This window comes from Armatimonadota bacterium, assembly GCA_016789105.1.
GTDB lineage: Bacteria > Armatimonadota > Fimbriimonadia > Fimbriimonadales > Fimbriimonadaceae > UphvI-Ar2.
In genome coordinates this window covers 50298-69499 of record JAEURN010000010.1, presented here as the reverse complement: position 1 = coordinate 69499, position 19202 = coordinate 50298, and the positions used below count along the sequence as shown (strand labels likewise).

Here is a 19202-nt window from a genome sequence, read left to right as displayed (position 1 = left end):
CGGGCTTAGGAACCCCTATTCCCGGGCGACCCATTTGTTGCACCCCTCCGAAGGCCGGGAGAGGCTCCAATTGAATCAGCGGACTACTGAGTTCCGCCGAACAGGCTCTTCAGGGGACCGTCGATCCGGGGCCGTTCGGGTTGCATCGCAAACTCATACGCCATGGCGTAGAGGAGCTTCGCCGTGGTCTGGAGTTTGTCGAAGTCGATTTGGCTCACTTCGTCGCTCGGGCGGTGGTAGTTTTCGTGCGAACCGCTGAACAGGAAGATTGCCGGGACGCCTTTGGCAATGTAGCTGTAATGGTCGCTCCGCTGGTAGTAGCGGTTCGGGTCGCTCGTCGTGTCATAGGTGTCCAGCAGGTTCATTTTCACGGTCGCATCGTTCACGGCGGTGAGCGTTTTCGTGATGTCGGAACTGATGAGCTTGGGCCCGATCACATAGATGCTGCGGCTGTCGGTGAGGTCGGCGTTTGCCGGGTTGGTGTCCCCAGGCTTTTTGGACATCCCGATCATATCCATGTTGACCTGGATGATCAGTTTGCTGAAATCGATCGTCGGGTGTGCCGCAAAATATTGGGACCCCCACAAGCCTTTTTCTTCGCCGCAGTGCCATACAAAAATCAGCGACCGCTTCGGCCGTTTGCCGGCGGCGACGACCCGCGCGATTTCCAGCATCGCAACCGTGCCGCTCCCATCGTCGTCGGCTCCGTTGTAAATGGTGTCGCCGCGGTTGTCGGCTTGGCCAACCCCGACATGGTCATAGTGGGCGCCCAGAGCCACGAATTCGTTTTTCAGGACTGGGTCAGATCCCCGGATGATCCCGATCACGTTTTGGGTGGTTTGGGTTTCGTTAACCGCGTTCAATTTTATGGAAACCGTCGGGGCATTGGGTGGGAACTCGGCCCGCACCGCATTGAGGGCCGAACTCTTGAGCGTTTCGCCGACTTCCGGCGACACGGTGATCGAGGGAACTCCTACGGGGCGGTCTGGGCTTTGGATGCCGAACCTGCCGCCCTGGGTCATGCGATCCACCTGGCGCTTCCACCCTTGTCCACCCGGCAAGCCCGAAACCGTCACCACAGCGGCGGCCCCATACCGTTTGGCGGCCACGGCGGGGGACTCCCAATTCGGGTCATTGAACGTGTCGCGGCGGGCAACCCCGTCCGGCAGCATGCCATCGGTGACAACAATCGCGCCTTTGAGGTTGAGCCCCTTCATCGGGTCGATCCCCTTTTGCGCATTCGTCCAACCCGATTTGACAAAAACCGCCGGTCCCTGGACATCGCCGGCAACTGCGGTGTCGGGCACATAGTCCGTGCCCAATTCCAGGGTCTTTCCATCGATCGCACAGACCGTGCCTTCGGCCTTGAGAACCGACCGGCCAAGCGTGATCATTTGGAAATATGTCCCGTTATCACCGCCGGGTTCGGCACCGTACATCTCCAAGTGCGAGGCGATGTACCGCGCAGCCAGATCTAATCCTTGCGATGGAGTGTCGCGGCCAAGGAGGAGGTCGCTGGCAATGAATTCAAGGTGCGCCTTGAGGTTGGTCTTCGAAATCTGGTCAACATCGGGCGCGTAGTTGCCCCAGCCGGGGGACGAAAGCAGGATTGCGGCAACGAGGCCGCCCAAGCGGGCTTGCATGCCTGTTTCTACCCCCAACACCATACGGAATGTCACATTGTCTCAATGAATTCTTCAAAGGCACCTTTGCCAAGGTTTCGCCGTCACAATAAAAAGCCGATACTTTAACCGGGAAACGCACTCCAGAATGAGCGACCTCAACCGCACACAAATGGCCCCGCCGCCAACAACTGACCCCAACAAAACCCAATTGGGGACACCGGTAGACCCTAACCGGACCATCATGGGTGCCCCGACCTATGAAGCCACGGTGACGATCAAACCCGTCCAATGCACCGTCTGCAAGTCGTTCAACCCTCCCGGTGTGATGTTTTGCGTGGAATGTGGGCTGATTTTCGACAAGGCTCTGGAAGGGGACGCATTCGGCGCCCCGTCGGTCCAAGTGCCGGTGTTGGTGGATGCCGATGGCCGCGAGCACAAGCTTAGGCCCGGCGCGGTGACCATTGGCCGGCAGGCCGACATCTTGATTGAGGACACGCGGGTTAGCCGACAACATGCAAAGGTTTCCTGGGAAGGCGGGTCGGTTTTCGTCGAGGATCTGGGCTCGACCAATGGAACCATGGTCGGCGGCAACCGGATTTCCGGTCGGACGGCCTTGGAGAACGGGGCAACGGTCAGCCTTGGCGGCTATGAGATGAAACTGGGACTGCCAGGAGAAGCCAACAAAACCCTCGCCGCCATGAGTGGCAAAACATCCGCCATGACGGCCCCCCCGGTGGCCAGCGGGGCCATCGCCCATTTGGTTGTCGATGGCGTCAAAGTCCCCTTGGTCAAAGGGAAACACACGTTCGGCCGCCGAGATTCCAACGCTATCCAGATATCCGACCCCTACGTGAGCGGCCAGCATGGCGAATTCGAGGTGACCGACGATGGCGTCCACATCACCGACACCGGCAGCACAAACGGAACGTTCGTCAACGAGGCCAAGCTTGCGGCGGGCCAAAAAACCTTGATCCACCCTGGCGACAGCATCCGCCTTGGGCAGTACGTCTTGGATCTCCAATTTGCGGGGCAAGGCTAGCCCATGGACGAAATCACGGCAGAAATCACCGTTGAAGCCGTCGTGCCCCAAATTAGGCTGCGGGTCAAACCTCACCTAAGTTTTGGGGCCAAGACCGACATGGGCAAAGTCCGCGAAAACAACGAGGACAAACACGAGTTCTTCATCGCAGAAAAAGAAAGCGACCTGGCCGCCAAAGGCCACGTCTTCGTCGTCTGCGATGGGATGGGCGGCCACGAAGCCGGTCAATGCGCCAGCGAAATCGCCTGCAAAACCTTTATCGATGTCTACCGCAGCCATCCGAGCGAGGACTATATGGCGGCGACCCGGGCGGCGGTGACGGCGGCCACCCGGTTCATCCACGACATCAGCCTGGCTATCCCCAGCCGCAAAGGCATGGGGACAACCCTTGTCGCCTTGATCTTCCGGCAAGATGCCGTCCTCATTGTCAACGTCGGCGATTCCCGGGCTTACCGGCTCCGGAATGGGGAAGTGGAGCAACTCACAACCGACCACACTTGGGTTGAGGAAACCGTGGCCGCCGGGATGATGACCCGGGAAGAAGCCGAAGCCCACCCCTACCGGCATGTCATCACCCGCGCCCTGGGCACCGAAAGGGATGTTGCGTGCGACCTCTTTGAACACCCATTGGCCGAAGGAGATGTCTTCATGGTTTGCTCAGATGGCGTGACAAACCATGTCGCCGACGATCAAATCGGCCGGATATTGGCAACTGCCCACCCGAGTGAAGCGGCCTGGCGATTGGTCGGAGACGCCCTTGTCGGAGGCGGATCAGACAACGCAACCGCCATCGTCGTCCGTGTCGACGGCTTGGAATTTTTGGAAACAGATCAGTAGTGCATCCAGGTAAACCTACGCCGTATGAGATCAACTATTGCCGCCCTCGTTACCCTGGCCGCCGTTGGCTGCCAGGCCCAGTTCGCTTCTCCTGCCCCTGAGATCCAAAAGCTCGCATGGATGGTCGGGACATGGACTTCCAGCGGCGAGTTCAATGTTCAAGGCTCTGCAATGGATTACACCGCTGAATGGACTGTCTCTATGGAAGGGCCGTTCATCAAGACCACCAACTCCCAAAAGCTTGCGGGGTTTGAGCTCAAGGAGACTTCCTACATCTCCTGGGATCCCGCCAAGAAAGAGTACTTGATGACGAGCTACACCAACCTTTCCGACCAACCCAGGGTGGAGCATGGCAAGTGGGTGGGAGAAGAACTCGTCTTCACATCCGATCCGTGGGTCGCGATGGGGCAAGAAACGCTGGCCCGTGCAACGCTGAAGAAGAAGTCGGATGATGAATTCGCCTTCAAACTCGAGTTCAAATCGCCCGATGGCTGGGCGGTGGTCTCCAGCGACCCGTTCAAACGGAAAAAGGGCTGAGACGTTGGGTCAAAGGCGGAGGACTTGGACCTTGTCCTCCGTCATCTCCAAAAACGTGCTCCACACCCCCTCCCGCCCAAAACCGGAGTTTTTGACTCCACCATAGGGCATCGCGTCAAACCGGAGGCTGGGCGAATCGTTGACGATCAGGCCGCCGGTTTCCAATTCGGAAAAGTACCGTTGCCACCGGTTTTGGTCGGCTGTCCACAAAGCTGTGTGGATTCCGAACTGGGAGGCGTTGACCCATGCAATCGCCTCGTCGTCGGTCTCAAACGGTTGCAATGTGACGACGGGGCCAAATGCTTCCTCGCGGCCAATCCTCATGGATCGCATCGGGTTTTCGATGACTGTGGGCTCGACGACCCGGCCGACGCGGTGCCCACCAGTCAGAATCGTTGCCCCGGATTCTTCGGCGTCGTCGATCAATGCCATCACGTTTTCGGCCGCCTCATCGGTAATCAGGGGACCGCAAACCGTTTCCCGGTCGAGCGGGTCACCGGTCGGGATAGCTTCGACCAGGGACAAAAACCGATCCTTGAACTCAAGGTAAACAGACCGGTGCACCAGAATGTGCTGGGCCGAAATGCAGATTTGGCCGGCATACGCAAACGCCCCGGCCACAAGTTTTTGCGCGGCGGTTTGCCAATCGCCGTCTTCCGCGACCACGCAAGTGGCGTCACCCCCGAGTTCCAATGAGACGCGCTTGCGGGGGAGCATCTCTTTGAGCATCCAGCCGACTTTGGGCGACCCGGTGAAGCTCACCATCTTGACCCGCTCGTCGAGGGCACATTTTTGGGCCAGTGCGGCGGGGGTGTTGAGGAAGTTGACAACGCCCGGTGGGCAGCCGGCCTCGTGGATGATCCTTCCCAATTCTAATGTGCTCAGCGCCCCGGTGGTGGGAGCCTTGACGACAACCGTGTTGCCTGCCGCCAAAGCTGGGGCGATTTTGTGCGCCGCCAGATTGAGGGGCCAGTTGTATGGGACGATCGCGAGCACCGGGCCAATGGGGACTCGGCTTGCCGTGCAAACCACGCCATCCGACCGCTCGTCATAAGAAACATCGATGATGCGTGGACTCGCCTGGCTGGGGAGTTGGGCGGCCAGGCGGAAGGTGTGGCTGAGGCGGCGGACTTCGGCTTCGGCCTGGGTGACAGGCTTGCCGATTTCTGCGGACATCAATTCAGCCAGTTCGGATGCCCGCTCATCGACGAGCCTAGCGATAGATTCCAAAAGGTTTTGTACGACGTGCGCCGGCTGCCGGCGCCAGCCGGCAAACGCTTCGATTGCAGAATCCAAAGCCGCGTTGCACTCGGGCCAGCCCGCTTCGGCAGCGGTTCCGACCAATTTGCCATTGTAGGGGGCGTAATGCTGGGATTTGCCAACCGACTGGTCGCATGGGCCGCCGACAAAATGCCCGCCAATCAACAGCTCGCAATGCACTTAACCATCATGGCATGGCTCTCCGTCTAGAATGGGAAAGGCATGGCACGGCGCAACAGACACCACATCATCGCAGCTTTGGACACCGGGAATCTGGATGAAGCCCTGGCCGCAGTTAAACGGCTCTCTCCTTATTGTGGTGCCTTCAAAATCGGCCACGCTTTGACCTTGCCCAACGGCCTTTCCGTGGTCGATCGCCTGCAAGATGCCGGGGCTGAAAGAATCTTCCTCGACCTCAAATTCCACGATATCCCCAACAGTGTGGGGATTGCGGTTCGCGAGGCCGCCCGGCACAATGTCTGGATGCTCACGCTCCACCTGAGCGGAGGGCCGGCAATGCTCACCGCCGCCGCCGAGGAAGCCAAGTTCTATTCCGAAGACGTACGCCCCCTCCTCGTCGGGGTCAGCGTGTTGACTTCCATCGATGAAGAGATGCTTTCCGAGCAGCTCGGCGTCGGGCGCGATCTCAAAGACCATATGCTCAAACTCAGTGAAATGGGGATCAGGTCTGGGCTCGATGGGCTGGTTTGCTCCGTCGAAGAGGCCACCGATATGCGGGCTTGGATGCCGAAGGCGGTCATCGTTACTCCGGGCATTCGAGCCGACGGGGGAGACCGGCACGACCAGAGCCGGGTCGGGGACGGGCAGGATGCCCTCGATGCCGGGGCCGATTACCTGGTCATCGGGCGCGCCTTGGTCAAAGCCGATGACCCCGTCGCAGCCTTGGCCTCTCTCCGTCTTGGCGAAGATGAATGACCCCGTTCCAGCAGTCGATCCTGGACTGGTACGACGCAAATCGGCGCGACCTGCCTTGGCGCCGCACTTGCGACCCGTATGCCGTTTGGGTCAGCGAAGCCATGTTGCAGCAAACGACCGTTCAAGCCGTCATCCCGTTTTTTTGGCGCTGGATGCAAGCGTTCCCCACTGTCCACAGCTTGGCGCAAGCCCGGGAGGAGGCCGTCCTGGCGGCATGGCAGGGACTGGGCTATTACTCCCGCGCCCGCAACCTCCACCGAGCCGCCCAAATCATCGCCAACGACGGCTGGCCCGCAACGGTTGAGCAGTGGCGGTCGCTACCCGGGGTTGGCGACTACACGGCGGGAGCCGTCGCTTCAATCGCCCAGGGGTTGCCGGCGGCCCTTGTGGACGGCAACGTGGAGCGGGTCTATGCCCGCATTTCTGCTGACCCGGCGGCGGGATCCGGCCTCAAAAGGGCCGCATGGGATTGGGCCAGGGGCAACCTTGTGGCCGAACGACCGGGTGATTGGAATCAAGCTTTGATGGAGTTGGGCGCCACGGTTTGCATGCCCAGAACACCGGCATGCGGCCGATGCCCCGTTTCGGTTCATTGCCTGGCTCAAAAGGGGGGCAACGTGGCCGACTTTCCGGCTCCAAAACCAAGAAAGGAGTGGGTGCGACTCTCTCATGCGGCGGTCGTCCCGGTCTGTCAGGGCCTCATCGGGCTTGAACAATGTCCGCCGGGGGCTTGGTGGGCCGGGCTGTGGCAAACGCCCCGCTTTGAGACAGCGGAAGCTGCTGCGGACGCCTACCCGGGTTGCTGGCTTGTGGGGTCTTTCAAACACACGGTCACCCGGTACCAAATCACTTTGCAGGTGTTTGTCCACCATTTCGAAAAAACCAACGCGGGGCTGGCTTATGTCGATCCGAAAGAATTGGATTCGATTGCCCTCACCGCGCCGGCCAAGAAGGCGATCCGTTTGGCGCTGGGCTCCGCCCCAACGCTTCCTGGGTTGGGATGACGAACCAGCCTTCGGCGGTTGCGTTCAAGAAAAACGACAGTAAAAGGCCGGCCGAAACGCTCAAAAGGAACAGGTTGACAACAAATGTCAAAACCTTCAGCCCGATGCGCCTGGCGAACCGTTCTTGGGCCATCATGCGCCTCACAAACGAAGCGCGGAACCGTTCCGGCACCATCGCCACCATTTGGCGCTGAGACCGGCGCGAGCTTGGGCGTCGAACGGCCCAAAGGATTGCGAACCAAAGCCGCCGGGCAATCCAACGGCCCATCAGGGGCTGGCGTCCGTATGCGGCAACACGATGCGCCCGGATTCGTCGTAGAAAGTCAAGTTCAGGGGCTCCACGGGGTGGCGACCGCGGACGAGCTTGACCAAAATCCGGCTTTCCCCGGCCGTCGTGAACTGTCCGGCATATTGCGGGTGGCTATGGTGTCGCCGCTCGGCATCGTTGTAACTGAGGATCTGCGTGTTATCCACCCAAAGCTTCAGCCCGCCGGCAAACTGGGCATGGACGGTAATCAAACCCCCAAGCGGCCATGTCAACACGCCAGAAAGGTAGGCGACGCCTGGGCCGTCGGCAAACAAGGGCTCGATGTCGAATTCCGTCCCCCCGCCCTCGTAGATTTGCCAGCGGATGCCGAGGCTGCTGCGACCGCTAAACGGTTGATCCCAAACTTGTTGGCGGTTCGCCGTTTTCTCGGGTGGAAACTCTTGGGAATAGGCCGCACCCTCGATGTTTTCAAATGGGCCCAAGGCCCAATAGCATTGAGGAGCCGCCAACGGAATCAAAACACACAGGTTGTCGATGAGTAGCCGGAGGTTGGGGTCCGTGCTTGGGAGGGGCTGGACAACCGCCGGAAATCCCGCCGATGAGCCGGGGGGCAGTTTCGCCGGCTTCAGAGCCGTGGCAATTTTCCACCCGTCGGGGCCAGAAAGGGCCAATTCCAGGTTGCGCTCGACATCCCCGGTGTTTTTGATGCTGATGAGGAGCTCACGGTTGGGTGGGGCCGCCACGGGCGGCGAGAAATAGGTCGTTGCTACCCGGATCGAACCGGCATCGGTGGCAAACCAATTGGGTTCCTTTTCAAGGATTAGCCGAACGGCTTGCGACGCCTGGTCTTCAGTTTTTGCCTCCCCAGGCACGTCAGGTTGAGCCGACTCGGTTTGTGATTCTGGACTCGTGGATTCGGCAGACTCTTGGATGTGATCGGCTGTTTCGGCAACCGTCTCGGCCGGATCAGCCGGTTCCAGATCGGCGGGAATCTCCACCGGGGTATCCACCGGCCCTTCGCCGGATTCCCCCGCACTTTGGATTGGCTCACCGGCCGTGCCGGCTTCGGTCTCCGTTGTCGTCGCTTCCAATTCGGCAATAGGGGCGGATTCGGTGGGAATCATGATCTCCGGGCATGCAGCGGCGACCATTTCGGCGAATTCGGAGATCGATTGAGGGGGCTCGACCCCCCGCAAGGCATGGGTGGAAACGTAGAGGCCATCGAAGACTTGGATGTATTCGACCGGCAACGGCGCAAAAATCCAGGAACCGACAGCCGCGGCAAGGCCGGCAGATGTCCCACCCGCCCCTCCACACCCGCCCGCAAGGAGCATCGCTGATTCGGCTGATCCTCCGTGCCGCAGCCCGGCCAGAGCAAACAGGGCCGTGGCGCAGGCCGAGTCCCGGTCTAATCCGGGGAACTTCGCCGAAAACTGGGTTGACAGGAACTGGATCGCCTCTGGGTGGCCCAGATTTTCCAAGAGCGAAGGAGCTAGCCGATGCAGTTGGCTTGCATCGGGAAGGGCCGAAACAAATGAATCCCAAAACGGCTGCCACCCGCATCCGGCATGTTGGGATGAGACCGCAAATGCCAGGGCGGCCGGTATCCAGGCCCCATCGCCAGAATGGTCGATCGAGGCATCGAGATAGGCATGGCGCGCCGCCTGGATCGGGTCGCCATGCCAGAGCCATCCCCAAACGACTGCACGCAACATCCCCCGCGACCCCCCAGCCAAAGGATTCTGGAACGATCCGGAAATGGGGGGGCCGAACCCCCGCCGTAAATTCATCAGTCCGTAAGCCGTCTCACCGGAATTGTCGTCGATCCCATCCAAAAACACTTGACCCAACATGTCGGCGGGCCGCACTTCCGTTCGATGGGCAGACCAAAGGAGCCACGCATCGAATGCCGTATCCGGAGTCATCCGGTGGGGGATTGGTGAATAGCCAGTCAAACGGGTGAACCCGGACCGGCCGACAAATGGGCTGCCTAAGGCGACGCCCGCTATGGCGGCGAGGATGGAATCGGTAACGCGGTCGTTCATCTTAAGGGGTCTCTATTCTATCGTCCGGCCGCCCGCAGGGTTACAGCCCGGCCAAGTAGAATCTTGGAGTGCGCCCGTTCGACCTTGTGCTGTTCCGATGGGTCAACGGCTGGCCTGACGCCCTCAACCCCTTGTTCTATTCTCTCAGCGAGGGGAACAAGTGGTGGCCGGTTCGGATTGCATTGCTGGCGTTTTTGGCCTATTGCCTTTGGAAGCCCAAGCTCCGGACGCCGGCCATCGTCGCCCTGGTGGCCTGGCCGCTGGCCAACGAACTCTGCGATGTGTTGAAGAACGTCTTCCAAATGCCGCGGCCAAGTGTCGAGGTCGGCGACGCCATTGTAAGGGTAGCCCGTCTCACCAGCTACGGTACGGCCTCGGCCCACAGCGCCAACATGGCGGCCGTGGCAACAGCCTTCCTTTACTACAGCCGGGGAACCGGATATTTTTGGTTGGCAGTAGCCATCCTCACCGGGATATCCAGGGTCTACGTCGGGGTCCACTATCCTTATCAGGTCTTGTTGGGGTGGGCGGTTGGCGCCGCTGTGGCGGGTTCTGCCACCGCTATTTGGGAGGCCATCAAAAGGAAATGGGCCCCCCGCCAAGGGGAGCCCGCAGACGATCTGCCCGAATCGGGCGGGGTCTAGTGATTCGGCATTTTCAGAACGGGCTGGGCCTCGCTCAGGTCGATGTTCCCAAACGATTCGATCGGCTGACCCTCAACCGTGAACTTCACCGCCTGGATGTCTTTGAACTGACCCATAACGGTCAAAATCCCGTTCACAAGCGCGCCTTCGTCGGTCGTCCCGTAGCCAGCCATGATGGCTTGGTTGAAGTCCAATGTCGCCGTTAGGTTTTCCACTTTGCAACTGAGGAGTTTGGCTTCTTTGGGTACCGCTTGCAACGTACCCAAATATTGGTTGACAGCCCACATCTTGGGGTCGACCCCGGCGGGAGGGGTGGAGCTTTGCTTATCGAACTTCAGATCATCCCCCACATATTTGGGGGTGAGGGTCGTCACCTGGTCGCGCTCGTCGTCGGGCTTAACCTCCACTTCCACCGTTGGTTTTGGTTTAGTTGCGGAAGCGGCTGTCTTTTCGGCATGCGGTGCCGGCTTGGTCGAGCCAGCATAGATGCCTAACCCGGCAAGGGTGATGGCACTCAGGGCAATAATGGTGACGGCGAGGCCGTTTCGGTTCAGGCGTCGTGCCATGTTCTTACTTTTCCCCCAAAAAGACTTGGATCCCTTTCACCATCGCAGCGGCCACCCGGTCAGCAAAGTCTGGACTTGTCATCTGGGCCCGATCGTTTTTGTGGTTGATGAACCCCATTTCGACCAGAACAGAAGGCACATTGCTATCCCTTAAGACTTTAAATCCGCTTTGGTAGATGCGGGTGTCCGACCATGTCCCTAGATCGGGGATCCGGTTGACCTTGGCGATCTCTGATTGCAGGCATTCGGCCAGCAAGCGGTCCATCGGGTCTTGGTTGTGGAAAAACGTGATGCTCCCCGACCGGCTGTCATCTTTGTTGATGGAGTTGATGTGGATGCTGATGAAGACGGCAGCATTGCTGCGGTTGGCCAACTGGGCACGGTCGCCAAGGGAAGGATAGACGTCGCTGTCCCGCGTCATGATCACGCTCGCCCCCGCGGCAACCAGGTCATCCCTCAGGGCTTGAGCGATCTTCAAGGTGAGGTCCTTTTCGCGGACTGAACCGAACGTGGCCCCCGTGTCTTTCCCTCCATGACCGGCGTCGATAACAACGACTTTGCCGGCCAGCCGACCGGAACTCGGCGGGACTGAGAGCCTCACGATGATTTTTGAGCCGCTGGTGCTGACCGAAAAGGCCATGGCCCTTTTTGTTTGGATCAGCAGCGCCGCTTGGCCGTCGCCGAGGGTCGAAACTGCCGTCACCCACCGCTCATCGTCGAACTGCTTGGAATAGGCTTGGGCAAACCGTGCGTTGGGCATCACAAGCTGCAACTGGGTGGGGGTCAAGTATTGGACTGACGGGGGTTGGCTCAGCGATTGGTCGGCGCTGATGGTAAGGCTGGTGCCCCCGTTCGCGTCTTGCAAAATCGCTGGTGCTGAAAGCGTGATTGTCGGCGCGGCTGACTCTGGTTGCACCTTCTTCACCGGCTGGATCGGCTCGGTGATATCCGATGGGTTTTGGTAGGCGGCCTTGGGCAATTCAAGCCGGAACCGCCTGGTTTCGGCAATCCGGTCTGTGGGGATGGCGATGGCCGCCGGGTGCTCCAAAACAATCCGGGCGGTTTGCCCGTCGTATTGCCCGATCCGCCACCAAGAGGGCATTTGAACCCCGGTCCCGATGTCCAGTTTGCCGCCGGCAAAGTCGATCACCAAGCGATCCGGAGCGCTCAATCGGAACAAGTTGGGTTTGACCTTGATCGTCGAATCCACAACCAAGCCTTCGGGTGTTAATTCGATGTTGCGAATGCGGCCGAGCACACGGTAAGTGCCGCCGTCCCAATCGGTTGATGCGCCCAGGTAGCGAGCCGAATCAGTCAGGCTCAAAAGTGTTTGGCCGCCATCTTTGTAAATGGGCACTCGGAAAAGCCGCCCTTCGGTGGCCACTTGCATTTCGTTGCCGACCAAGGAGATGTTCCAGTCCCAGCTCCGGGCCAGTTTTGGCGTGATATAGCACTGATCCCCGACCCGATATGCATCGGTCGTCGAAGGCTGGTGGTAACTGAACTGGACGTTGACGGGGTCGAGTTTGGCCCCGAAGGCCGCCCCCGCCAGCACCATCCATGGCGCTAAACAGGCGATCCATCGCTTCATACTGCCAGGCATTATAACAGGTAAACGCCTTAAGAACGGTTGAGGTTCAGTCCCAAAAACCGCAAAAACCGATGGATCCATAGGGAACCCATCGGTTTTTTTGGCAAGTTTCGGAGGTTATCAGTACGTGATCACAACGTCAACCGGGCAGTTGAACCCGTTCACGCCCGTGCCGAGTGATCCATAAGTGATGGCGTTGGCCCCGGACATGTCGTCGATCCTCGTGATCCGGCTGTCGCCACACCCGCAGATGTAGATCCGGCCCAAATTGTCGAACCGGATTTTGAACGGATTGACCAAGTTGAAGCTGTACGTAGTCCAACCAGACCCGGTGATGTCGTCCATGCGCACGATGCGGTTGTTGCTGTAATCGCAGAAATACAGCCGGTTGTCCAATCCACGGGTGATGCCCGAGGGGAACTGCATTTGGTTGACGCCCGTTCCCACGGATCCAAACGTCGTCCAGTTGGCCCCCGTCATGTTGTCGATCCGGACGATCCGATGGTTCGACCAGTCAGCCACAAAAATCGTGCCGTCGTTGTCCACGTGGATCCCCCGGGCATTGGAAAACTGGTTGACTCCCGACCCGGCAGAACCAAAGGAAACCCAGCCCGCACCGGTAAAGTCGTTGATCCGCACGATTCGGCCGTTGGAAGCGTCACTGATATAGATCCGATCTTGAGAATCGATGAACAGACCGCGGGGCCGCGAGAACTGGCCCACACCATTGCCTGAGGTTCCAAAAGTCGTCCAACCGGCGCCGCTGGGGTCGTCCATCCGAACAATGCGGTCGTTGCCCGAATCAGCCGTGTAATACCGGCCTTGAGAGTCGCGAACCAAGTCGTAAGGATTCGAAAACTGGCCGACGCCGCTCCCATTCGTCCCATAGGCCGTCCAACCCGTTCCGTTCAAATCGCTTGTCGTTGAAAGTCGGTGGTTGCTGTAATCAATAAAAACATAGCCGGTGATGCCGGCGAGCGAACCGCCCGCGCCGCCGCAGGCGATCAGGGTTGCAAAGAACACCGTCAACAGGACGGATAACAGGACGAGACGAGGCGTTTTTGCCATGCCTCCATAGTAACTGAGTCCTGATAGAAATACAAGTAGAGTCACCTGCCATGAATTGCTGGACCGACAAGCGAAGGGTTACAGCAATGTGGAATCAACAAAAACAGAATCCAAACCGGTGGCCCTTTGTCAAAAAGATCTTGCGGCGCGATCCGATCACCGCGCCGCAAGTTGAACAGTTAATTTGTGATGAAGATGCTAGTCGGGGATACGAACTGGCCAGAGCCGGTTCCCGTTGCCCCAAAATCAACCCGGTTTGCCCCGGACATGTTGTCGATGCGGCAAACAGAGTCGGTTCCCAAGTTGACGATATAGATGCGATCCAAGGCATCCAGGCGCAACCCGCCTGGCGATACGCCTGCCGTGTAAGTTGTCCAACCCGCACCGGTCATGTCGTCGATCCTGACGACCCTTGCGTTGGCATAGTCGGCAACATAAATACGGCCCACGCTATCGACCCGGATTTGTTGCGCACTGAAGAATTGGTTGATCGCGCTTCCAAATGTGCCAAACGAAACCCACCCGGTTCCCGACATGTCGTTGATCCTCACGATTCGCCCATTCACCCGGTCGCTAATCAAGATCTTGCCCGTGCCGTCAATCGTCACGTAATTCGGCTTGTCAAACTGATTGACGCCAGAGCCAAGGGTGCCAAACGTCGTCCAACCCGAACCAGAAATATCGTTCATCCGAACGATCCGGTTGTTTTGCGCATCCGCGACGTAAATTCGGTCGAGGGAATCGATGGCAATTCCGCCCAGTCCGTTGAATTGGTTCACGCCGCTTCCCAGTGTTCCAAGCGAATTCCAGTTGGTGCCGTTGAGGTCATCTATCCGAACGATGCGACTGTTGTTTTGGTCGATAATGTAATACCGGCCAAGTGAGTCGCGGGCAATGTCGCGGGGAACCTGGAACTGGTTCGCCCCAGAACCGACCGTGCCAAAAGTCGACCAATTTGTCCCTGGGAAGCCATCGAACTTGGCCAAACGGTTGTTATCAAGAACAACGTAGCTGACGTTTGTTCCAACAGTGCTACCCGCACCGCCACAGGCGATGAGGCACAAGAAAAGAACGCATGCAGCTGTGAACGCGAGAATCCTTTGCATTTCGAACCGCACTTATACACCAATTTTGAGACAAATGCGGCAAATCGCCAAAAAAGAGAAGTCTTGCCATTGTTATTATAAGTGGAAATATTTAAAAAATATCTTATGCGATATCGTCTGGGATACCGTCTGGTTGAGGGTTCGCATGCCTTATCGCATAAGCGGTCCCGACGGCCAATATGAGGGCCAACACGGCCCAGAACACGGCGGGCTCCATCTCTGGAATCGTGAACCCCGGTTTTGCATCTACTGTGAAGTGGTGCCCAGACATCACCAAAAGCTTCACCCCCGCCCAACCGACCAAGGCATAAGCCAGGTGCTCGAGGGCAGGGAACCGGTCGAGCAATTTCAAGAATGCCTTCGCGGCAAATCGTAGCAAGACGATCCCGATGACCGCGCCGGAATAGACGACCCATAGCTTGGATTCAAACGCGTGCTTGGTGCTGGCTTTGGCCAGGGCCACCCCGGCAAGAACGCTGTCCACGGCAAAGGCGATGTCGGCAACCTCGACCATCAGAACAGTCTGCCAAAAGCCGGCCTTGTCGGCCCGGTGGCCTGCTTCGACTTCTTGCTGGTGGCCGCGGTTGGAGACAAAGTGTTTGACCGTCATCCAAATCAGGTAACCAGCCCCAATGGCCTGGAGCCACCACAGCTTCATGATGAGAGTGGCGAGCCCAATGGCGACCGCCCGAAAGACAAACGCGCCCCCAAGCCCGTAGGTGAGGGCTTTGCCCCGTTGCTCGGCCGGCAAGTGCCGCACCATGATCGCCAAGACCAGAGCGTTATCAGCACTCAACAGGCCTTCCAACAGGATCAACATTCCGATGACGGCAATGTCGCCATATTCAAAAATCTGCGGGGCAAATGGCATCTTGAGGGTTGGGACTCGGGGCCGATTCTGCCACAATCTACGCTCGAAGGGCCCCCAAACAGGGGCTAACAGGACTATGCCGACCTACGTTTACGAATGCGACACCTGCCAAGGGACATTTGAAATCGAACAACGCATGGCCGATGAGCCGCTGACCGATTGCCAATGTGGGAAAGGGAACCTCAAGCGCGTCATCCAGCCGGTTGGCGTGGCGTTTAAAGGGTCAGGGTTCTATGTCAATGATTCTGCGTCCTCCGTCCCCCAAGCAAAATCAGAATCAGGATGCGATGGATCGGGTGCCTGCCCAAGCTGCACGCCTTCCGAAATGTAAGGAAAAACTCTGGCCGTTCGGGTAGCGTCGAAAGACGATGCCCGAGTTTTCACGTTCTGAGTTCTTAAAGCTTGCCGGAGTCGGTTTGGCCGGCATGGCCGTGCCATTTCCTGCGCTGGGAGATTCGGTTCAAAGTCAGGCTGCTTCAGGCAAAGCTACCGAGGAGCAGATCAAAACCGCCCTCAAATTGGCCAACCTCAGCTTCAACGACGACGAAGTCAAAGAGATGGTCGATTCGGTGAACTCGTTTGGGGAGTGGTGGCCCCCGCTTCGGGAGGCCACATCGGATGCTGGATTTATGGGAATGGCATACCGGATTTTTGGTGGCCCACCGGCTGGTATGAGACCCCCGCAAACAACAATCTACGCAGCGCCCCGCACCGTCAAACGGCCACAGAAAGACGAAGACGTTGCATTCATGGAAATTGGCGACTTAACGGCGCTAATCCGATCCAAACAGGTGACATCCACTGACCTGACCAAGCTCTATTTGGCCCGGCTCAAAACATATGGCCCCAAACTCAAATGCGTCGTTACCCTCACCGAAGAGCGGGCGCTGGCAAAAGCCGCCGAAATCGACAAGCTGATCGCCGAAGGGCGGATTTTGGGGCCGCTTGCCGGCATTCCGTTTGGAGTCAAGGATCTGTTTGATGCCCAAGGCACTCCGAGCACATGGGGCATTCGCACAAGGCGTGACCACGTGGCTACGGAGGACTCCGACGTTGTCAAACTCCTCGATCAGGCGGGTGCCGTGCTGGTGGCAAAACTCAGCCTGGGTGCCTTGGCCATGGGCGACGTGTGGTTTGAAGGGCGGACAGAAAGCCCGTGGGACAAAAACATCGGAAGCAGCGGGAGCTCCGCCGGTTCGGGAAGTGCCGTCGCGGCGGGATTGGTGGCCTTTGCCATTGGGACCGAAACCAACGGATCTATCGTCTCGCCAAGCCACAATTGCCGGGTCACCGGGTTACGGCCCTCATTTGGGTCGATCAGCCGCGCGGGGGCCATGGCCCTCTGTTGGAGCCTCGACAAAGTCGGCCCCATCTGCCGCACGGCGGAAGACTGCGCGACGGTCTTTGCCGCACTCTGCCGAAATATGGGGACAGATCCATCAAACATCGAACGGGACTTTATCTACCGGCAAACCTCCAAGCTCGACGAGTTCAAATGGGGCTACATGGTTTTTCGCGAGGAAGACTTGGAAAAGCCACTTGACGACGCAAACCGCCCTTGGCTCAAGGTTTTGCGGGAGGCCGGCGTGGATCCCACACCGTTCTACATGCCCGAATATCCCGAGGCAATCAACGCTATTCTGTTTGCCGAGTGTTCGGCGGCATTCGAGGAATTCACCCGGAGCGCCGACATCCAGGATCTCGAAAGCTATTCCAGCTGGCCCGAAACCTTCCGATCTGGGCGATTGATCCCGGCCGTGGAGTACATCCAAGCTGACCGGTTCCGGCCGATCTTGCGCGACATCTATTTGGAAGTGTTGTCACCATTTGAGATCGTCATTGCCGACGACCGGCTCTACCCTCGGTTGATCGGGCTCAACGCCACCGGGATACCTCAGACCCTGATCCCGGCCGGCGTGGATGCCAGGGGCAGGGCGAGGAGCTTTTCACTGGTTTCCAAGCCGTTTGAAGAAGGGAAGATGCTGGCGGCGGCCCAGGCTCTGCAAAACAAGCTCGGTTTCCACAAACTCCGACCAGATATGTCGATTTGGGCCTAGCCACCCACGTGATCTGATCGGTCGATGGCGCACGCCCGGCCGGTTTTTTCCGAGTATTGCTGGTGATAATCCTCGGCCATGTAAAAGGTCTGGCCGGTCACGATCTCGGTGACGATCGGGCGCTTGAAAAGGGGCGCGGAATCCCGCTTGGATTGCTCGGCGACCGCTTTTTGGGAGTCGTTGAGGGGGTAAATCCCACTCCGGTACTGGTCGCCGAAATCCGGCCCTTGGCTGTTCAACGTGCACGGGTTGTGGATCTGCCAAAACCGCTCCACCAACTGCTTGTACGAAATCTTCGCCGGGTCGAATTCCAATAGCACCGCTTCGGCATGGCCGGTGTCGTTGTAACAAACCTCCTTGTATGTCGGATTTTTGGTTTTGCCCCCAATGAACCCGACGGCGGTTGCCGTCACGCCGGGGGTTTCGCGGAAGTGCTTTTCCAGCCCCCAAAAGCAGCCGCCCGCAAAGATGGCGCGTTCAACTTTGACCCCAGGTCTGGCTTGGAATTGCGTCGGGGCGAGTTTGATGGTGGGCGATGGCCGGTCGCTGCCGTGGTCTTGCGGCAGGGAACCGGTGTAGGCCAACGCGGCCAGGGAAGCGGCAGCAGCTCCGGAGATGAGGGCGGCGATGAGTTTCATTAGTATTGCTTTCAATGCGTGAGCGGTTCGAAATGTTTCAGTTGCCTAGATGCGGCCCATCCGGCCCTGGGAATCCAGCCGCCATCCCTTGTACGCCAAGGCATAGCCATCGGTCTGTGTTGTAAGGTCCATTCCGGGAACGAGCTGGGCTTTGCCGCAGGCAAGTGGGCCTTCGGCTCGCGAGCGGGAATCCAAACCCATTGCCCGGCAAAGTGCAAACTTGGTGTCCCAATCCGGGTCCACTGGGGGCTGGGCACTGGCCGATTCCGCAAAGTGCAGGTATCCCCAAAACCAAGGCCGGTGGATGTCCATCACCAATGTGGGGGCAAAACACCAATACTTTTCCGCTTCCGTTTGTGATTTGCGGTATTTGCCGTCAGCGACTTCGGCCGGGTACTCCATCTTCATCAGTTGGAACCGCCACGTTTCGCCGCATTCCGGCGGAGAGCCAGGGTGGCCGATCTGATTCAGGGCCCGCCAAGGGATGGCCGCCCCGACCTGCCAAAATCCCGCCCTGGTTGAGGGGTCGTTCACCGGCCCGTCGGTCATGATTTCCATGGCCAACCCGGCAACTTCCAAGCTGTCGTCCCGCGTCCCGCCGGTGACGTAGGGACGGTCCATGGATAAATCCAAGACCGTGCCGATCACGTTCACCTCCCATTCCAAATAGTTGTGGCCGTCCCCGTCGGGGTCAAGGAACAGCTCAAAGCACGGATCCTGCCAGACATCGCCATCGTGTTCGGTGACGGATGCCCACAGGTCGTCTTCCTGCATTTGAACTCCCAGATAGAGGCCGGTGTCATCCCACAGCAAGCGGGCGCGGATCGCCTTGGCGTTCGTCTCCCCGCCCATGATTCCGATCCACGAATCGATCCACGGGGCGGCCTCCCAGGCCGGGTCGGCAAGGTTGCCAAGCGGTGGCGGAGTCGCGGTTCTGGCGCAGGCATAGGCTCTTGGATGCTGCATGGGCTGATTGGTGGAGGCTACCTAATGGCGACGGTCATCCTCTCTAAAGCCTGGGAGGGTTGAGGGGTGCCCGGATGAACAAAAATAGCCCCCGGAAGGAATCCCCCGGGGGCGGCAAGCGATCCGCAATAACTGCGGGACGCC

Annotated in this window: 18 protein-coding genes; 8 read left to right on the top strand and 10 right to left on the bottom strand. The window is 58.9% G+C overall.

From position 1 onward, the window contains the following. Nucleotides 1-83: 83 nt before the first annotated feature. Nucleotides 84-1643, bottom strand: coding sequence for a M20/M25/M40 family metallo-hydrolase (locus JNM28_12025; GenBank protein MBL8069170.1), 1560 nt, complete (start codon nucleotides 1641-1643; stop codon nucleotides 84-86). Between the two features lie 127 nt (nucleotides 1644-1770). On the opposite strand from JNM28_12025, the gene JNM28_12020 reads away from it, so the two are divergent. Genes JNM28_12020 through JNM28_12010 form a run of 3 tightly spaced genes read left to right on the top strand, consistent with a single transcriptional unit; the run spans nucleotide 1771 to nucleotide 4038 of the window. Then, nucleotides 1771-2664, top strand: coding sequence for an FHA domain-containing protein (locus JNM28_12020; protein ID MBL8069169.1), 894 nt, complete (start codon nucleotides 1771-1773; stop codon nucleotides 2662-2664). 3 nt (nucleotides 2665-2667) lie between these two features. Beyond that, nucleotides 2668-3501, top strand: a complete 834-nt coding sequence (locus JNM28_12015) for a Stp1/IreP family PP2C-type Ser/Thr phosphatase (GenBank protein MBL8069168.1) — start codon at nucleotides 2668-2670, stop codon at nucleotides 3499-3501. A 24-nt stretch (nucleotides 3502-3525) separates the two neighbouring features. Further along, entirely contained in the window at nucleotides 3526-4038 is a 513-nt protein-coding gene (locus JNM28_12010; GenBank protein ID MBL8069167.1) for a DUF1579 family protein, read from the top strand. A 9-nt stretch (nucleotides 4039-4047) separates the two neighbouring features. On the opposite strand, the gene JNM28_12005 is transcribed toward JNM28_12010, so the two are convergent. Continuing rightward, nucleotides 4048-5478, bottom strand: coding sequence for an aldehyde dehydrogenase family protein (locus JNM28_12005; GenBank protein MBL8069166.1), 1431 nt, complete (start codon nucleotides 5476-5478; stop codon nucleotides 4048-4050). A gap of 42 nt (nucleotides 5479-5520) precedes the next feature. Here JNM28_12005 and pyrF point away from each other — a divergent pair, with 42 nt between their 5' ends. Then, nucleotides 5521-6234, top strand: coding sequence for an orotidine-5'-phosphate decarboxylase (gene pyrF / locus JNM28_12000; protein MBL8069165.1), 714 nt, complete (start codon nucleotides 5521-5523; stop codon nucleotides 6232-6234). Further along, nucleotides 6231-7238 carry an A/G-specific adenine glycosylase gene (gene mutY / locus JNM28_11995; GenBank protein ID MBL8069164.1) on the top strand — a complete coding sequence of 336 codons (1008 nt, stop codon included), beginning with the start codon at nucleotides 6231-6233 and terminating at the stop codon, nucleotides 7236-7238. Before pyrF ends, mutY begins: the two co-directional genes overlap by 4 nt. Before the next feature lie 267 nt (nucleotides 7239-7505). On the opposite strand, the gene JNM28_11990 is transcribed toward mutY, so the two are convergent. Beyond that, entirely contained in the window at nucleotides 7506-9551 is a 2046-nt protein-coding gene (locus JNM28_11990; protein MBL8069163.1) for a hypothetical protein, read from the bottom strand. A gap of 68 nt (nucleotides 9552-9619) precedes the next feature. Here JNM28_11990 and JNM28_11985 point away from each other — a divergent pair, with 68 nt between their 5' ends. Further along, nucleotides 9620-10195 (top strand): phosphatase PAP2 family protein, encoded by a 576-nt coding sequence (locus JNM28_11985; protein ID MBL8069162.1) that lies wholly within the window; start codon nucleotides 9620-9622, stop codon nucleotides 10193-10195. Here JNM28_11985 and JNM28_11980 read toward each other — a convergent pair. The 5 genes from JNM28_11980 to JNM28_11960 all read right to left on the bottom strand — a co-directional run bounded on the left by JNM28_11980 (nucleotide 10192) and on the right by JNM28_11960 (nucleotide 15397). Beyond that, entirely contained in the window at nucleotides 10192-10761 is a 570-nt protein-coding gene (locus tag JNM28_11980; protein ID MBL8069161.1) for a GerMN domain-containing protein, read from the bottom strand. The genes JNM28_11985 and JNM28_11980 overlap by 4 nt on opposite strands. Before the next feature lie 4 nt (nucleotides 10762-10765). Further along, the gene (locus JNM28_11975) at nucleotides 10766-12352 is read right to left on the bottom strand and encodes an N-acetylmuramoyl-L-alanine amidase (GenBank protein ID MBL8069160.1); all 1587 of its coding nucleotides are present in this window, start codon (nucleotides 12350-12352) and stop codon (nucleotides 10766-10768) included. Nucleotides 12353-12472: 120 nt separating this feature from the next. After that, on the bottom strand, nucleotides 12473-13420 hold the full coding sequence (locus JNM28_11970; GenBank protein MBL8069159.1) for an NHL repeat-containing protein: 948 nt from the start codon (nucleotides 13418-13420) through the stop codon (nucleotides 12473-12475). Between the two features lie 179 nt (nucleotides 13421-13599). Next, nucleotides 13600-14538, bottom strand: coding sequence for an NHL repeat-containing protein (locus JNM28_11965; GenBank protein MBL8069158.1), 939 nt, complete (start codon nucleotides 14536-14538; stop codon nucleotides 13600-13602). A gap of 91 nt (nucleotides 14539-14629) precedes the next feature. Continuing rightward, complete coding sequence (locus tag JNM28_11960) at nucleotides 14630-15397, bottom strand: TerC family protein (GenBank protein MBL8069157.1); 768 nt, start codon at nucleotides 15395-15397, stop codon at nucleotides 14630-14632. 76 nt (nucleotides 15398-15473) lie between these two features. Here JNM28_11960 and JNM28_11955 point away from each other — a divergent pair, with 76 nt between their 5' ends. Together JNM28_11955 and JNM28_11950 are read left to right on the top strand one after the other, a co-directional pair. Then, on the top strand, nucleotides 15474-15728 hold the full coding sequence (locus tag JNM28_11955) for a zinc ribbon domain-containing protein (GenBank protein MBL8069156.1): 255 nt from the start codon (nucleotides 15474-15476) through the stop codon (nucleotides 15726-15728). 37 nt (nucleotides 15729-15765) lie between these two features. Next, on the top strand, nucleotides 15766-17454 hold the full coding sequence (locus tag JNM28_11950) for an amidase (protein MBL8069155.1): 1689 nt from the start codon (nucleotides 15766-15768) through the stop codon (nucleotides 17452-17454). Here the strand turns inward: JNM28_11950 and msrA are convergent. Continuing rightward, nucleotides 17451-18092: a peptide-methionine (S)-S-oxide reductase MsrA gene (gene msrA / locus JNM28_11945; GenBank protein MBL8069154.1), complete on the bottom strand. Its 642-nt coding sequence runs from the start codon at nucleotides 18090-18092 to the stop codon at nucleotides 17451-17453. The genes JNM28_11950 and msrA overlap by 4 nt on opposite strands. Before the next feature lie 45 nt (nucleotides 18093-18137). Continuing rightward, nucleotides 18138-19058 carry a carbohydrate-binding family 9-like protein gene (locus tag JNM28_11940; protein MBL8069153.1) on the bottom strand — a complete coding sequence of 307 codons (921 nt, stop codon included), beginning with the start codon at nucleotides 19056-19058 and terminating at the stop codon, nucleotides 18138-18140. Between the last annotated feature and the right edge of the window lie 144 nt (nucleotides 19059-19202).

Coding starts and splice junctions, on each gene's coding strand:
- msrA (MBL8069154.1), bottom strand. CDS start 18,092: ATGAAACTCATCGCCGCCCTCATCTCCGGAGCTGCTGCCGCTTCCCTG.
- JNM28_12020 (MBL8069169.1), top strand. CDS start 1,771: ATGAGCGACCTCAACCGCACACAAATGGCCCCGCCGCCAACAACTGAC.
- JNM28_12010 (MBL8069167.1), top strand. CDS start 3,526: ATGAGATCAACTATTGCCGCCCTCGTTACCCTGGCCGCCGTTGGCTGC.
- pyrF (MBL8069165.1), top strand. CDS start 5,521: ATGGCACGGCGCAACAGACACCACATCATCGCAGCTTTGGACACCGGG.
- JNM28_11975 (MBL8069160.1), bottom strand. CDS start 12,352: ATGAAGCGATGGATCGCCTGTTTAGCGCCATGGATGGTGCTGGCGGGG.
- mutY (MBL8069164.1), top strand. CDS start 6,231: ATGACCCCGTTCCAGCAGTCGATCCTGGACTGGTACGACGCAAATCGG.
- JNM28_12015 (MBL8069168.1), top strand. CDS start 2,668: ATGGACGAAATCACGGCAGAAATCACCGTTGAAGCCGTCGTGCCCCAA.
- JNM28_11980 (MBL8069161.1), bottom strand. CDS start 10,761: ATGGCACGACGCCTGAACCGAAACGGCCTCGCCGTCACCATTATTGCC.
- JNM28_11950 (MBL8069155.1), top strand. CDS start 15,766: ATGCCCGAGTTTTCACGTTCTGAGTTCTTAAAGCTTGCCGGAGTCGGT.
- JNM28_11955 (MBL8069156.1), top strand. CDS start 15,474: ATGCCGACCTACGTTTACGAATGCGACACCTGCCAAGGGACATTTGAA.
- JNM28_11940 (MBL8069153.1), bottom strand. CDS start 19,058: ATGCAGCATCCAAGAGCCTATGCCTGCGCCAGAACCGCGACTCCGCCA.
- JNM28_11990 (MBL8069163.1), bottom strand. CDS start 9,551: ATGAACGACCGCGTTACCGATTCCATCCTCGCCGCCATAGCGGGCGTC.
- JNM28_11970 (MBL8069159.1), bottom strand. CDS start 13,420: ATGGCAAAAACGCCTCGTCTCGTCCTGTTATCCGTCCTGTTGACGGTG.
- JNM28_11960 (MBL8069157.1), bottom strand. CDS start 15,397: ATGCCATTTGCCCCGCAGATTTTTGAATATGGCGACATTGCCGTCATC.
- JNM28_12025 (MBL8069170.1), bottom strand. CDS start 1,643: ATGCAAGCCCGCTTGGGCGGCCTCGTTGCCGCAATCCTGCTTTCGTCC.